Origin of the sequence: Devosia equisanguinis (assembly GCF_900631955.1) — a bacterium.
GTDB classification, from domain to species: Bacteria; Pseudomonadota; Alphaproteobacteria; order Rhizobiales; family Devosiaceae; genus Devosia; species Devosia equisanguinis.
Map to the genome: position 1 here is coordinate 49,215 of NZ_UZWD01000023.1, position 14,340 is coordinate 63,554.

Genomic DNA, 14,340 nt, shown 5'->3' on the forward strand with positions numbered 1-14,340 from the left:
CAAGTGAGCGGCGAACGCTACAATCCGCGCGAAAGCGAACCGAAATGGCAGAAGGTCTGGGACGACGCCAAGACCTTCGTCACCGCCAATGACGATCCGCGCGAGCCCTACTACGTCCTCGAGATGTTTCCCTACCCCTCTGGCCGCATCCATATGGGCCATGTGCGCAACTACGCCATGGGCGATGTGGTCGCCCGTTATTATCGCGCCCGCGGCCGCAATGTGTTGCATCCCATGGGCTGGGACGCCTTCGGCCTGCCGGCCGAAAATGCCGCCATCGAGCGCAAGACCCATCCGGGCACCTGGACCTATTCCAATATCGAGGCGATGAAGAAGCAGCTGAAATCGATGGGCCTGTCCATCGACTGGACGCGCGAAATCGCCACCTGCTCGCCCGACTATTACCAGCATCAACAGGCCCTGTTCCTCGACATGCTGGCAGCCGGACTGGTCACCCGCAAGAGTTCCAAGGTCAATTGGGATCCGGTCGACATGACCGTCTTGGCCAATGAGCAGGTTATCGACGGCAAGGGCTGGCGCTCTGGCGCGGTGGTGGAGCAGCGCGAGCTGACCCAGTGGTTCTTCAAGATCTCCGATTTCGCCGAGGATCTGCTCGAGGCGCTCGATACCCTGACCGAATGGCCCGAAAAGGTGCGCATCATGCAGCGCAACTGGATCGGCAAATCCGAGGGCCTGCGCCTGCTGTTCGAGATCGAGCCCAACAACAAGACCAATGCCAATTCGGTCGAGGTGTTCACCACCCGTCCCGACACCATTTTTGGTGCCTCCTTCCTTGCCCTCTCCCCCGACCACAAGCTGACTGCGGCGCTGGCGGCCCACAATGCCGAACTGGCCGAATTCGTCGCCGAATTCCGTCGCCAGGGCACGGCCACCGAAACGCTGGAGAAGGCCGAGAAGAAGGGCGTCTTTACCGGGATTCACGTGAAACACCCGGTGATCGAGGGCGCCACCCTGCCCGTCTACGTCGCCAATTTCGTGCTGATGGATTATGGTACCGGCGCCGTGTTCGGCTGTCCGGCTCATGACCAGCGCGATCTCGACTTTGCCCGCAAATACGGCCTGCCAGTCAAGCCGGTGGTGCTGCCGCCGGACGCCGATCCAATAAGCTTCACCATCGGCGATGAAGCCTATGTTGACGTTGGCAACATTTTCAATTCCGGTTTCCTCGATGGCCTCTCCATCGACGCCGCCAAGACCCGCATCGCCGAGTACTTTGGCGCGCGCCAGGTCGATGGCCAGGTGCAGGGCAAGGTGGAAGTCAATTACCGCCTGCGCGACTGGGGCATTTCCCGCCAGCGCTATTGGGGCTGCCCGATCCCGGTCATCCATTGCGAGGTCTGCGGCACCCTGCCAGTGCCCAAGAAGGACCTGCCGGTGGTGTTGCCCGAGGATGTGAGCTTCGACAAGCCGGGCAATGCGCTTGACCATCACCCGACCTGGAAGCATGTCGATTGTCCTCAATGCGGCGGCCCCGCAAGGCGCGAAACCGACACCATGGATACTTTTGTCGACTCCTCCTGGTATTTCGCCCGCTTCACCGCCCCCGATGCCGCGACCCCGACCGTTCCGGCCATCGCCAATCGCTGGCTGCCGGTGGACCAATATATCGGCGGCGTCGAGCACGCGATCCTGCACCTGCTCTATTCGCGCTTCTTCACCCGGGCGATGAAGGCCACCGGCCATGTCGGGCTCGACGAACCGTTCAAGGGTCTCTTCACCCAGGGCATGGTGACGCACGAAACCTATAAGAGCACCGAAGGCGCCTGGGTCCCGCCCACCGAGATCGTCATCGAAGCCAATGGCGACCAGCGCACAGCCCGCCATGCCGAAACCGGCGCGCCGATCAGCATCGGCTCGGTCGAAAAGATGAGCAAGTCCAAGAAGAACGTCGTCGATCCCGACGAAATCGTCGGCACCTATGGCGCCGATACCGCGCGCTGGTTCATGCTTTCGGACTCGCCGCCGGAACGCGACGTGCAATGGACCGAATCGGGCGTCGAAGGCGCCGGCCGTTTCCAGCAGCGCGTCTGGCGGCTGGTCAACGACCTCGCCGACCTGCCTGCGGCTGCGGCAAATGGGGATGACGACAAGTCGGCCCTGGCCCTGCGTCGCAGCACCCATCGTGCCGTGGCCGGCGTGGCCCAGGATATCGAGGGCCTGCGCTTCAACCGCGCCGTGGCGCAGATTTATGAGCTGACCAACGCCCTCGCCAAGGGTCGCGACACCGCCACCGGCCCGGCCGCCCAGGCCGCCTTGCGTGAAGGCGTCGAGCGCCTGGTGCAGCTCATCAGCCCGATGATGCCGCATCTGGCGGAAAGCTGCTGGGAGATTCTGGGCAAGTCCGGGCTTGTCGCCGACGCCGCCTGGCCCGAAGTCGATCCGGCAATGCTGGTCGACGACGAGGTCACCCTGCCCGTCCAGATCAACGGCAAGCGCCGCGCTGAGATCGCCGTCGCCAAGGGCATGGCAGCCGCGGAGGTGGAAGCCCTGGTGCTTGCCCTCGAGGCCGTTCAGAAGGCGCTTGAGGGCAAGACGCCCAAAAAGATCGTTGTGGTGCAGGACCGCATCGTCAACATCGTGGTCTAGGGCATGACCGCACTCAAGGCTCATGAGGTGGCGCGCTTTCTGGCGCGCCCCGATCTCGGCGAGGGGATTTTCCTCGCCTATGGGCCTGATGGCGGCCTGGTGCGCGAAACCGCTCAGCGGCTGATTCGGCACCTGAGCGGCGACGATCCGGCTTCGGCCAATGTCACCATTTTCGACGGACCGGAACTGGCTGCCGACCCGTCCCTCTTGGTGCTGGAAGCGCGCTCGGTGTCGCTGTTCGGCGGCAAGCGCATCATCCGCGTGCGCAATGCCACCAAGGCGCTGGTCATGCCGCTGACCCAGCTGCGCGACGATCCCAGTGGCACTGCCATCGTGCTCGAAGCCGACAATCTGCCGCCGCGCGATGCGCTGCGGGCCCTGGTCGAGGCCGCCAAGCTCGGCCGCGCCCTGCCATGCTATCCCGACAGCGACGAAACGTTGACGGCGCTGATGCGCGAGACCTTCAACCAGGCCGGCATCCGCATCGACACAGACGTGGTGCCCACATTGCGCGAAATCCTCGGCAATGACCGCGAAATCACCCGCCGCGAACTCGAAAAACTCACCCTCTATGCCGCGAAGAGCAAAGCGCTCGCCCGTGAGGACGTGCTGTTGCTCTGCGCCGACAATGGCGCGCTAGCCATCGACGCCATTCTCGACGCAACCGGGGGCGGCCATGCCGAAAAACTGGAACTGGCGCTCAATCGCGCCATCGCCGCCAATATCAACTCCCAGCAATTGCTGGTCATGCTCTCCAACCACTTTGCCAATCTGCGCCGCTGGCGCACCGAGGTCGATGCCGGCAAGGCTCCCCGTGCCGTGCTCGACGGGTTGAAGCCCAAGCCGCATTTTTCGCGCAGCGGCGCGCTCGAGCAGCAATTGCGCCTCTGGACCGATACGAGCCTGGCGACCGCTGGGGAACGGCTGTTGCAGGCCACTGCCGATTCGCGCCGCCGCCCGCATCTGGCCGAAACCCTGCTCCGCCGCACCGCCTTGGCGCTCTGCATGCTGGCCGCCACGCACTAGCGCGGGGACATTGCCGCAAAGGCTCTGGCAAGGGTGAGCACCGCTGTCTCGAGTTCCAGCGGCGTATAGGCGGCAAAGCCCATCATGAAACCGGCCCCGCCTGGCCCGCCTGCATGCAGCGCGGAAAGCCCGAGAAGCGCGACACCCGCCTGGCGCGCCGCTGCGACCACCATATCCTCGCTGAGGCCAGCCTTCAGCATACAGGCCAGCTGCAAACCGCCCGCGGGAACCTGCGGCTCCACCCAGGCACCCAGATGCTGCCGGACCAAAGTCACCAGTACGTCGCGCCGCTGCGCATAGATGCCGCGCATGGTCCGCACATGGGCACCGAAATGCCCACCCTCCATGAAGCGCGCCAGCGTCAATTGCGCGATTACGGCGGTGTGGCCGTCCATGAGGCTGCGGGCATTGGTCATCGGCTGCACCAGCGCCGACGGCAAGACCACATAGCCGATGCGCAGGCCGGGAAAGAGCGACTTGGTGAAGGTGCCGATATAGAGCGTGCGCTCATGCCGATCGAGACCCTGCATGCAGGCGGTCGGCCGGCCCTCATAGTGAAATTCGCTGTCATAGTCGTCCTCGATGATCCAGGCCTGGTGCTGTGCGGCCCAGTCGATCAGGGCCAGCCGCCGCTCCAGCGTGAGGGTGGCCCCTGTCGGGAACTGATGCGAAGGCGTGAGAAAAACCGCACGCGCTGCCTGGGGATCGGCGAGGATGGGCTCCACGACGATACCCTGGCTGTCCACCGCTATCGGCACCGTCTCGACCCCGGCCGCCGCAAACGCCTTGCGGGCCCCGTAATAGGCCGGGTCCTCGATGAAGAGACGCTCGCCCGGATCGAACAGCAGCAGTGCACAGAGCATCATCGCCTGTTGCGAAGAGGTGAGCACCAGCACCTGCTCGGGCGCGGCGCGGGCGCCACGCTCGAGATTGATGTAGTCGGCTATGGCCCGCCGCAGCACCTCAGCTCCCTGGGGATCGCCGTGCAGCAGCGCCCGACTGCCGCTATCCTTAAGAACCTGCCGCTCCAACCGTTCCCACAGCACCAGCGGAAAGCGCCTGGTGTCAGGCACGCCATGGGCAAAGGGCATGGGCACCGGGGTCTCCCGCACCCCGCCACTCTCGAACAGCGCCGAACCGCGTCGGCTGAGCCGGGCCGGTCCGGTGCCGCCGACTGGCCCGATCCGCCGCGCCCGGGAAAAATCCTCAATGGCGGCAACCGAACTGCCGCTGCCCACGCGCCGCTCGATAAAGCCTTCTGCATGAAGCTGGGCATAGGCCGCCTCGACGGTGTCGCGCGACACGCCCAACGACCGGGCCAGGGCGCGCGATGCCGGCAAGGGCTTGCCTGCCCCAAGCGCTCCATCCAGCACCAATTGCCTTATCGCCTGCTGAATGCGCGCATAAAGCGGCAATCCCGCATGGTCAGGATGAAGCAGCGCCGCCTGCACCGAGGCAAGTTGGGAATGCTTGAACAAATGGTCTGGCTTTCAACGCGAAAGTGGCGGGGCTTATCAGGCCAATATCAGGCTAGAGGTCAAGCCCTCTTCGCCAACCTCCTTGTTCCGGAGCCTGCCTTGACCACCGCCCACGCCGCCACGCCGACCCGTATCCGCCCCCATGACCTGCTCCACCCCGTAGTCGCGGGGCTCATCTCGGTGATCGTCAATTACGGCGGCACCTTCATTCTGGTGTTTCAGGCGGCGCGGGTTGCCGGCCTCAGCCCCGCGCTCACCGCGTCCTGGGTGTGGTCGGTATCGATCGGCGTCGGCCTCACCGGGCTTTATCTCAGCTGGCGCTATCGCGAGCCGATCATCACCGCCTGGTCGACCCCGGCAGCGGCATTTCTGGTCACTGCGCTCCCCACCACCAGCTATGCCGAGGCCGTGGGCGCCTACATGCTCTCGGCCGCCGCCTTTGTGGTCTTGGGGCTGTCCAGCTATTTCGATCGGATTATCCGCCTCATCCCGCCCGGCATCGCCTCGGGATTGCTCGCCGGCATCCTGCTGCAATTCGGCATCGGCGCCTTTGCCGGCGCCAGCCTTGATCCTGTACTGGTGACGCTGCTCATCGTCTCCTACCTGGTGCTGAAGCGATTTTCGGCGCGCTATGCAGTGGTCGGCATCCTGGTGATCGGGCTCGCTTTCCTGCTGGCCCAGGGGCGCGTCGACCTTTCCAGCCTGCAATTGCAACTGGCCATGCCAGTCTTCACCCTGCCCGCCTTCAGCCTCAATGCGACGCTGAGCATCGCCCTGCCGCTGTTTCTGATCACGCTCACCGGCCAATACATGCCGGGCATGCTGGTGCTGCGCAATGATGGCTTCAAGACCAGCGCCGATCCCATCGTCACCGTGACCGGGCTGGGCTCGCTGCTCATGGCACCCTTCGGCTCGCACGCCTTCAACATCGCCGCCATCACCGCCGCGATCGCCACCGGTCGCGCGGCGCATGAAGACCCTTCCAAACGCTGGATCGCTGGTATTGCTGCAGGTTGCTTTTATTGCCTCGTCGGCGTGTTCGGGGTGACCCTGGCTGCCGTGTTCATGGCATTTCCCGCCAGTTTCATCACCACCCTTGCCGGGCTGGCGCTGCTCGGCACCATCGGCAACAACCTTGCCAATGCGGTCGCCGATCCGGCGTCACGCGAGGCTGCGCTCATCACCTTTCTCGCCTCCGCCGCCAATATTACCCTCTTCGGTATCGGCGGCGCCTTCTGGGGCCTGATCATCGGGCTGATCGCACACACTATCCTCAACGGCAAACTGCCCAGGCTCAAATCCACCTAGTCGGGGATGCGCGCGGGCAGCGTGATGGTGACAGAGGCCCCGCCGCCAGGGGCATTATGGAGGCGGACCTGGCCGTCATGGGCATGCACGATTGCCCGAACGACCGACAGGCCCAGTCCGCTCCCACCCTTGTCACGCGCCCTCGACTCCTCGTCGCGCCAAAACGGTTCGAAGCCCTGACGCAGCGCTGCATCGGTGAGGCCCGGCCCGCTATCGGTAATGGTTAAAACTGCGGTAACATGCTCGAGCCCCGTGGCGATGGTGAGACGCGTTCCCGGCGCGTAGCGCATGGCATTGTCTATCAGCGCAAGCAGGACCTGGCGGAATCTGGCCGCATCCGCCAGCACCGGGCTGGACCGCAGATCAAGGCTCAGCGTCATGCTCCTGGCCTGCAGCGCCTCTGCCGAAAGATCGGTAACGTCACGGGCAATCAGTGCCAGATCGACATTGGTGACCGAAAGCTCCAGCGAGCCGGCATTGAACAGCCCCAATGTGCGCAAATCCTCAACAATGCGCGTCATACCATCGACCTGAGCGATCAGCAGGTCGATCAGATCATCGTCGAGTGCAAACACCCCGTCAGCCACCCCTTGCAGCCGACCCTTGAGGATGGTCAGCGGCGTGCGCAATTCGTGAGCGGCCGCCGAATTTGAAAACCGAAGCTCCGCCTCGGCGCGTTCGAGCCGCTCGGCCATCGCATTGAAGTCGGCCACGAGCCGAGCCGATTCGCCAAATCCCTGGATGCTCGGATTGGCGCGGGCGGTGAGATCACCAGCAGCAACGGCGCGGATGGCACGCGCGACTTCCAGCAGGGGAACGACGATGCGCCGTGACAGCCAGGCACCGCCGATTGCACCAAGTGGCAGGGCGATCAGCAGCGTCAGCAGCAGGTAGCCCCAATCGAGCCAGGACCAGAGGGCATCGGTTTCCGAGGCTTGCGGGAACAGCATCTGCGCCATTTCGAAATAGGCAGGAAAGCTGAAATAGGCGACCAGCGCCACGGCGGTTGCCAGGGCGACGGCGACAAGACCGATCTGCAATGCAGTGCTGACGGGCTTAGCCATGCGCCGCATCCAGGCGATAGCCGACACCTCGGACACCGGTGATCAGGTCGGGCATTCCCGCCGTGCCCAGCTTGCGGCGCAGATTGCTCATATGGCTGTCGACCGTACGGTTCATTGCCTCGCCTTCCGGCAGGCAGGCGTCGATCAACTCGCTGCGTTCGAAGACCCGGTTTGGTGAACGGGCCATATGCTCGAGCAGCCGGTATTCCGTGCGCGTCAGCGTCAGGCTGATCGGACCCACATGTGCCGTCATGGCGTCGCTGTCGATACTGAGCGAACCCAGCCGCAATACCGCGCTGGAGCGCCCCCCGGCGGTGCGCCGCAGAATGGCGCGAGCTCGCGCCACCACTTCGAGCGGATTGAAAGGCTTGACCACATAATCGTCCGCGCCCAGCCGCAGGGCCTGCAACTTGTCCAGATCCTCGGCCAGAGCCGTCACCATGAGCACCGGCGTATCGTCGGTGCTGCGCAGGGCCGCAAGGGTTTCAAAGCCGTCCATCTTCGGCATCTTGACGTCCAGCACCACCAAATCGGGTTTGAGGCGCTGGTGGTGGGCGAGGCCGATATGCGGATCGGTCGCGGTGACAGTGCGGTAGCCATCGCGCTCGAAATAGGCCTGCAGGATGCGGACGATTTCGACATCGTCCTCGATGATCAGGATGAGCTGGTTGTTCATGATATTGGGGCCTTCCCCATCATTGGCGGGCATTCGTCTGCGAACGACACGAGCTCAACCAATGGACGCCAGCTGGCGATAACGGCCATTTGCGGCGATGAGCTGATCATGGTTTCCCATTTCCACGATACGTCCTTGTTCCAAAACCACGATCTGGTCGGCATGGCGCACCGTCGACAGGCGATGCGCGATTGAAACGACAGTGCGATTGTGGCGCGCGGCAAGAGCGGCGGATAGTGCATTTTCCGTTTGCGGGTCGAGCGCGCTGGTCGCCTCGTCGAGTAGCAATATCGTTGGATCACGCAGGATCGTGCGAGCCAGCGACAATCTCTGGCGTTCGCCACCCGAAAACTGATAGCCGCGCTCGCCCACTTCGGTCCTAAGACCCTGGGGAAGGCTCGCCACCTTTTCGCTCAGCTGCGCCAGCTCGAGCGCCGATCGCAGTTCGGCCTGGCTTGCCTCCGGCTTGGCGAAGCGCAGGTTCTCCTCGATGCTCGCGTTGAGCAGGAAGGGATCCTGGGTCACGACGCCCAGCAGCTGCGACAGACTCTCGAAGCTCATATCCCTGAGATCGATGCCATCCAGTGTCACTCGGCCGGAATCCGGATCGTAAAGCCGGGCAATGAGGTAGCCGAGCGTGCTCTTCCCCGATCCAGTGCTGCCGACAATTGCGGTATGCGTACCCGCAGCAATGCGCAACCAGATATGATCGAGCGTCTGCCGCTCCGACGCGGGATAGGCGAACGAGACATTTTCGAAGCAGATTTCGCCCCGTATTTCACCAGTGTTCAAGCTGACTGGGTTTGCCGGCTCGACCAGTGTCGGCTTGGTGTCGAGAGTGCCGAAGACGCGCGTCAACAGGGCACGGGCCTTACGCAATTCCACCCGCGCTTCAAACAGCTCGAGCAGCGGCCACAGCAATTGTTCCTGCAAGGCGATCAGCGCCACCAGCGTGCCGATGGAGACACCCAGACCCTGCGCCAGCATCAGGCCACCGACAAGAAAGGTCAGCGCCGGCAAAATATCGAGCGCGAACATGATGATGGCGATTTCCCACTGGCCCGCCGTATGCGAGCGCAGTTCAAGGTGCGCCACCTCGGATGATTTCTGCCGGAAAAGGCGGTTGAGATGGCGGGCCCGCCCCATAGTGCGGGCGAGAATGAACCCTCCGGCTGACAGCGATTCGGTGACCGTCGCCGACATGTCGGCAATGCGCTCCTGCTGCTGGAAGGTGATGCGTTCACGCAGCCCCGCAACGCGATTGTTGAGCCAGAGCAGGACCGGCATGAAGCCGAGCGAGGCCAGGGCCAGCCGCCAGTCGAGCAGGATCATGGCCACCATCGTCGTCAGCACCACGCTGACATTGCGCGCAACATCCGTAGCGGTGTTGGTGAACAGCGATTGCAGCCCGGTAATGTCGCTCGACATGCGCGATTGCACCTCTCCCGTGCGGGCGGTGGCAAAAAAGGCCAGCGAGAGCGACTGCAAGTGCTCGTAGAGCTTTACCCGCAGCTCATGCATGATCTGCTGGCCAATATGGGTCGAGACATAGGCCTGCAGCACGCTGGCGACCGCCGCCAGCACCGCGACGCCCAGCAACCCGCAGCAGAGCCAGACGAGCAGAGTGGTATCCTTGGCAGGCAAGGCATCGTCAACGATGGCGCGCATCATGAACGGTGTCGTTGCTCCGGCAATCCCCGCGATCACGATCAGACCAAGGACAACCAGCAACCCCCTGCGGTGGGGACGAAACAGCCCGAATACCCGCCGCCAAGGCGTATGCTGGCGCGCCGAGGCCTCATAGGCTGCGAAGTCGTCATCATTTTCATGCATGGTCTGGCCTTTCCGCGTCACGTGCGGCCGCAACGGCCCTACCCGGTTTGCGACCGAAGATTGACATGACGACGAAATAGAAGACCGGTACGAACAGCAGCGCGAAAATCGTTGCAGCCACCACCCCGCCCAGCACGCCGGTGCCGAGCGCCTTCTGGGTTTCCGCGCTGGCCCCATGGGCATGCACCAGCGGCATGACGCCAAGGGCGAATGCCAGTGACGTCATGACGATCGGGCGGATGCGCAATCGGCCGGCCTCGACGATGGCGTCGCGCAGCGTCCAGCCTTCATGCAGCTTGGCCTTAGCGAATTCGACGATGAGGATGGCGTTCTTGGCCGAAAGGCCGATGACGGTGATCAGGCCGACCTTGAAGAACACATCATTGGACTGACCACCGATCTGCACCGCCGCCACCGAACCAATGACCCCGAGCGGCACCATCAACATGACCGAAAGCGGCACGGTCCAGCTTTCATAGAGCGCGGCGAGAACCAGAAACACCACCAGCATCGAGATGGCGATAAGCATCGGCATCTGCGCGCCGGACTGACGCTCCTGCAGCGATTCCCCGGTCCATTCGATGCCAAAGCCCTCCGGCAGCGCTGTCACCAATTGCTCGACTTGGGCCATGGCCTGGCCATTGGAGACCCCCGACTTGCCCTCACCCTGGAGCGATGTCGCCAGATAGCCATTGTGGCGGGAAATCTGCGCCGGAGCGCTGTTCCATTTCGCCGTGACCACTTCGCTGAGCGCCACCATGCCGCCCTTGTCGTTCCGCACGAACAGCTTGAGGACATCGTCGACATTCATGCGGTAGCGGGCATCGGCCTGCACGATCACCTGCTGCAGCTTGCCACCATTGGAGAAGTCGCCAACATAGCTCGAGGTGATCGCTGTCGACAGCGTGTCGCTGATCGACTGGAATGCCACGCCCAGCGCCTGCGCCTTGTTGCGATCGATCTCCAGTTCGACATTGGGCCCATTGGGCAGGCTGTTCTGGTAGAGGCTCGCCAGTCGCGGCGACTGGGCAGCGGCGGCGAGCAACTTCTCCTGCGCCGCAAGCAGCGCCTCCAGGCCCTTGCCACCGCGATCCTGCAGCACGAAGCTGAAGCCTGAACCACCGCCGAGTTCCTCGACCGGCGCCGGCAGCGCCACCATCACTGAGCCCTCGGGAATATCGGCCATGGTCGTGGTCATGGCCGCGACCTCGCCACTGGCCGGCAGGTGCGCACGCTCTTTCCAATCCTTGAGTGTGACGAACGCCATGGCGGCGTTCGAGCCGGTCCCCATGAAGCTGAAGCCGTTGATCAACAGATTGTCTTGCGTGGCTTCGCGCTTGAGGACTTCGCTATTGAACAGGTCCGTGACCTTGGCAGTCCGCTCCTGCGTGGCGCCGGCTGGCAGCGTGATCGAGACGGTGTAATTGCCCTGATCCTCGTCCGGCATGAAGGCCGAGGGGATCTGCGGGAACCATACGGCGAGCGCCACCACCAGCACGCCATAAAGCGCCATCATGCGACCGCCACGTCGCAACAGCCCGGCAATGGTCTTGCCGTAACCATGAATCACCCGCTCGACACCCTTGTCGAACAGGGCGAAAGGCAACCACTTCTTCCTGTGGTGATCCACCGGCTTGAGCAAAGTGGCGCAAAGCGCCGGCGTCAGGGTGAGCGCGAGGAAGGCCGAGAACAGGATGGATACCGACATCGACAGGGTGAACTGGCGATAGATGGCGCCCACCGACCCGCTCGCCAGACCCATGGGGATAAACACCGCCACGAGCACGGCAGTGATGCCGATCACTGCGCCGGTGATTTCCTTCATCGCCTTGCGCGTGGCATCCCTGGGCGACAGACCCTCGCTCGCCATGATGCGCTCGACATTTTCGACCACCACAATCGCGTCATCGACGATGATGCCGATCGCCAGCACCATGCCGAACATGGTGAGCACGTTGATGGAATAACCCGCCAGCAGCATCACCGCGAATGTGCCAAGCAACGCCACTGGGGCGACGATGGCCGGAATGATCGTATACCGCACGTTCTGCAGGAACACGAACATCACCGCAAAGACCAGGGCCATGGCTTCCAGGAGCGTGTAGATCACCTTTTCAATCGACACCTTGATAAAGGGGGAGGTGTCGAACGGCAGCGCATAGGACATGCCCTCGGGCATGGACAGCTTGAGTTCGGCCAGACGCGCCTTGACCGCATCGGCCGTTGCGACCGCATTGGCACCGGGCGAAAGCTGGATGGCCGCCCCGGTAGCCTGGTTGCCGTTCTGCTGCATCGCGAAGCCGGTGGTCTGGGCACCGATTTCCACACGCGCCACATCGCTCAGCAATACGGTAGCGCCGTTGCGCTCGCCCTTGATCACCAGCTTGCCGAAATCTTCGGCGGTGGTGAGGTCGCTACGCACGCTGAGCGGCACGGTGATCGCCTGGCCGGGCACGGTCGGCCCTGCCCCGAGCTGGCCCGGCGCAATCTGCAGATTCTGTCCCTGGATTGCGGCGGTCACGTCCGAAAAGCTGAGACCGAGCATTTCGAGCTTGAGCGGGTCCACCCAGATGCGCATGGCCTTTTCGGTGCCGAACGATTGCAGGCGCCCTACCCCTTTGATGCGCTTGAGCTCGGGCACGATGTATTTGGCGAGATAGTCTTCGAGGTCGAGCGCCGAGAAGCGCTTACCTTCCGATGTCAGCGTCACGATTGCCAGGAAGCCCGACGTCGCCGATTCAACGCTGAGCCCGCCCTGGCGCACCAGAGCCGGAAGCCGCGGCTCCACAGCTTTGAGCCGGTTCTGCACGTCAACCATGGCCAGTTCCGGATCGGTGCCGGGCGCGAAGGTCAGGTTTATGCTGGCGGAGCCGGTGCTGTCGGCGGAGGAACTGAAATAGAGCAGGTTTTTCACACCCGTCAGCTCGCGCTCGATCGGGATGACCACGCCTTCATTGACGGTTTGCGCTGGCGCGCCGGGATAGCTGGCCGACACGCTGACGCTGGGTGGGGCAATGGAGGGGAAGCGCGCCACCGGCAGCTGTGGAATGGCGATGACGCCGAACAATACGATGAAAGCGGCCACCACCCACGCAAAGACGGGGCGATCGATAAAGAACTGAGGCATTGTGCTCGCCTGGAATTAGGGGGAGGTGACCGGCGCCGCAGCAGCGTCGGAGTGTGGTTGACCAAAGGCCATGCTCCGCACCGGGCCGGCAGCAGAGAGCTTGTCCTGCCCCTCCACCACGAGGATCTGGCCCGGTTGAAGCCCGGCGCTGACGATGTATTGACCCTCAACCAATTCGCCCAGGACGACCTCTGCCGGCGTCGCAACACCATCGGTGCCAACGACGAAGACGCTGGGCGCACCAAGCATGTCGCGAACCACCGCCTGTTGCGGCACGCTGACGGCGTCCGGATAGATGCCGCGCGGCACCCGCGCCCGCACATACATGCCGGGGAGCAGCCGACGATCCGGATTATCCGCCCGCGCCCGCAGCCGCACATTGCCGGTGCCTTCATCGACGCTGATATCTGAAAACAACGCCTTGGCGGCAATGACGCCGTCATCGCCTTCACCCAGAAGAATGTCGATGGGAATAGCGCCGGCCTGCTGCAGGCCACCGCTTTTTGCCAGGCTGCGCAGATGTTCCAGTCTCGAGGCCGGCTGGCGAATGTCAATGTTAACACTGCCTATTTGCTGAATGGTGGCGAGTCCCACCGTACTGGTGCTTTCGGCCAGCATGCCTTCTCCAACGGAAGCCGCGCCGATCTGCCCGTCGATCGGAGCCTTGATCGTAGCCAGGTCGAGCAACAGTCGCGCCTTTTTCAAAGCCGCCTCGGCCTGGGCCACATCGGCAAGAGCCTGGGCGTGCTGCGTCCGCGCCAGGTCGAAAGCCTGATCGCTGATATTGCTGCTCGCCTTGAGCGCTTGCGCCCGATCGAGTTCGGACGCGGCCTGGCCGAGTGCCGCCTGGGTCTTTTGCAGCGTCGCCTCAGCGCTGGCGACATCGGCCGCATAGGATGCGGCGTCGAGCACAAATAGCGGCTGCCCCATTTTCACCTCGCTGCCTTCCTCAAACAGGCGGCTGACAATGAGCCCGCTGACTTGCGCCCGCACCTCGGCGGTCCGCAAAGCCGACACACGGGCAGGCAATTCATCCCAAACGGTGACGGAGCTGGCTTTGAGCTCGATGACCGATACGAGCGGGGCTTCGGCTGCAGGTGGCTGAGCAGGCTGGTCCTGTGCGCTGGAGCAGGCGGCAAGGGCCAGTGCCAGCAGCGCAGTCGGCAAGAAACGAAATGTCGCGGAAATCATGATGCTACCCGGAAAGATATGGTCGTGCGG

9 protein-coding genes are annotated in these 14,340 nt (G+C 63.5%); 3 read left to right on the top strand and 6 right to left on the bottom strand.

What is annotated here, in order from left to right; genetic code table 11:
• Positions 1-3: 3 nt before the first annotated feature.
• The gene (leuS, locus tag DEVEQU_RS07970) at positions 4-2,607 is read left to right on the top strand and encodes a leucine--tRNA ligase (RefSeq protein ID WP_126150055.1); all 2,604 of its coding nucleotides are present in this window, start codon (positions 4-6) and stop codon (positions 2,605-2,607) included.
• Positions 2,608-2,610: 3 nt separating this feature from the next.
• Positions 2,611-3,633 carry a DNA polymerase III subunit delta gene (holA, locus tag DEVEQU_RS07975; RefSeq protein ID WP_126150056.1) on the top strand — a complete coding sequence of 341 codons (1,023 nt, stop codon included), beginning with the start codon at positions 2,611-2,613 and terminating at the stop codon, positions 3,631-3,633.
• Here the strand turns inward: holA and pdxR are convergent.
• Positions 3,630-5,111, bottom strand: a complete 1,482-nt coding sequence (pdxR, locus tag DEVEQU_RS07980; protein WP_126150057.1) for a MocR-like pyridoxine biosynthesis transcription factor PdxR — start codon at positions 5,109-5,111, stop codon at positions 3,630-3,632. The genes holA and pdxR overlap by 4 nt on opposite strands.
• 99 nt (positions 5,112-5,210) lie before the next feature.
• Between pdxR and DEVEQU_RS07985 the strand changes: the two genes are divergently transcribed.
• Positions 5,211-6,419 carry a benzoate/H(+) symporter BenE family transporter gene (locus DEVEQU_RS07985; RefSeq protein WP_223214149.1) on the top strand — a complete coding sequence of 403 codons (1,209 nt, stop codon included), beginning with the start codon at positions 5,211-5,213 and terminating at the stop codon, positions 6,417-6,419.
• Here DEVEQU_RS07985 and DEVEQU_RS07990 read toward each other — a convergent pair.
• From DEVEQU_RS07990 to DEVEQU_RS08010, 5 genes are read right to left on the bottom strand one after another with little or no spacing between them, the layout of a single operon-like run.
• Positions 6,416-7,483 carry an ATP-binding protein gene (locus DEVEQU_RS07990; protein ID WP_164550319.1) on the bottom strand — a complete coding sequence of 356 codons (1,068 nt, stop codon included), beginning with the start codon at positions 7,481-7,483 and terminating at the stop codon, positions 6,416-6,418. The two genes, DEVEQU_RS07985 and DEVEQU_RS07990, sit on opposite strands and share 4 nt — an antisense overlap.
• On the bottom strand, positions 7,476-8,159 hold the full coding sequence (locus tag DEVEQU_RS07995) for a response regulator (protein WP_126150060.1): 684 nt from the start codon (positions 8,157-8,159) through the stop codon (positions 7,476-7,478). Before DEVEQU_RS07995 ends, DEVEQU_RS07990 begins: the two co-directional genes overlap by 8 nt.
• 54 nt (positions 8,160-8,213) lie before the next feature.
• The gene (locus DEVEQU_RS08000; protein ID WP_126150061.1) at positions 8,214-9,992 is read right to left on the bottom strand and encodes an ABC transporter ATP-binding protein; all 1,779 of its coding nucleotides are present in this window, start codon (positions 9,990-9,992) and stop codon (positions 8,214-8,216) included.
• Entirely contained in the window at positions 9,985-13,119 is a 3,135-nt protein-coding gene (locus DEVEQU_RS08005) for a multidrug efflux RND transporter permease subunit (protein WP_126150062.1), read from the bottom strand. The genes DEVEQU_RS08000 and DEVEQU_RS08005 overlap by 8 nt, the downstream gene beginning before the upstream one ends.
• A gap of 15 nt (positions 13,120-13,134) precedes the next feature.
• Positions 13,135-14,310, bottom strand: coding sequence for an efflux RND transporter periplasmic adaptor subunit (locus DEVEQU_RS08010; protein ID WP_126150063.1), 1,176 nt, complete (start codon positions 14,308-14,310; stop codon positions 13,135-13,137).
• Positions 14,311-14,340 lie beyond the last annotated feature (30 nt).

What these genes read in the sequence shown, in the direction of transcription:
- holA (WP_126150056.1), top strand. Translation starts at nt 2,611, where the DNA reads ATGACCGCACTCAAGGCTCATGAGGTGGCGCGCTTTCTGGCGCGCCCC.
- DEVEQU_RS07990 (WP_164550319.1), bottom strand. Translation starts at nt 7,483, where the DNA reads ATGGCTAAGCCCGTCAGCACTGCATTGCAGATCGGTCTTGTCGCCGTC.
- DEVEQU_RS07995 (WP_126150060.1), bottom strand. Translation starts at nt 8,159, where the DNA reads ATGAACAACCAGCTCATCCTGATCATCGAGGACGATGTCGAAATCGTC.
- DEVEQU_RS08000 (WP_126150061.1), bottom strand. Translation starts at nt 9,992, where the DNA reads ATGCATGAAAATGATGACGACTTCGCAGCCTATGAGGCCTCGGCGCGC.
- DEVEQU_RS08005 (WP_126150062.1), bottom strand. Translation starts at nt 13,119, where the DNA reads ATGCCTCAGTTCTTTATCGATCGCCCCGTCTTTGCGTGGGTGGTGGCC.
- DEVEQU_RS08010 (WP_126150063.1), bottom strand. Translation starts at nt 14,310, where the DNA reads ATGATTTCCGCGACATTTCGTTTCTTGCCGACTGCGCTGCTGGCACTG.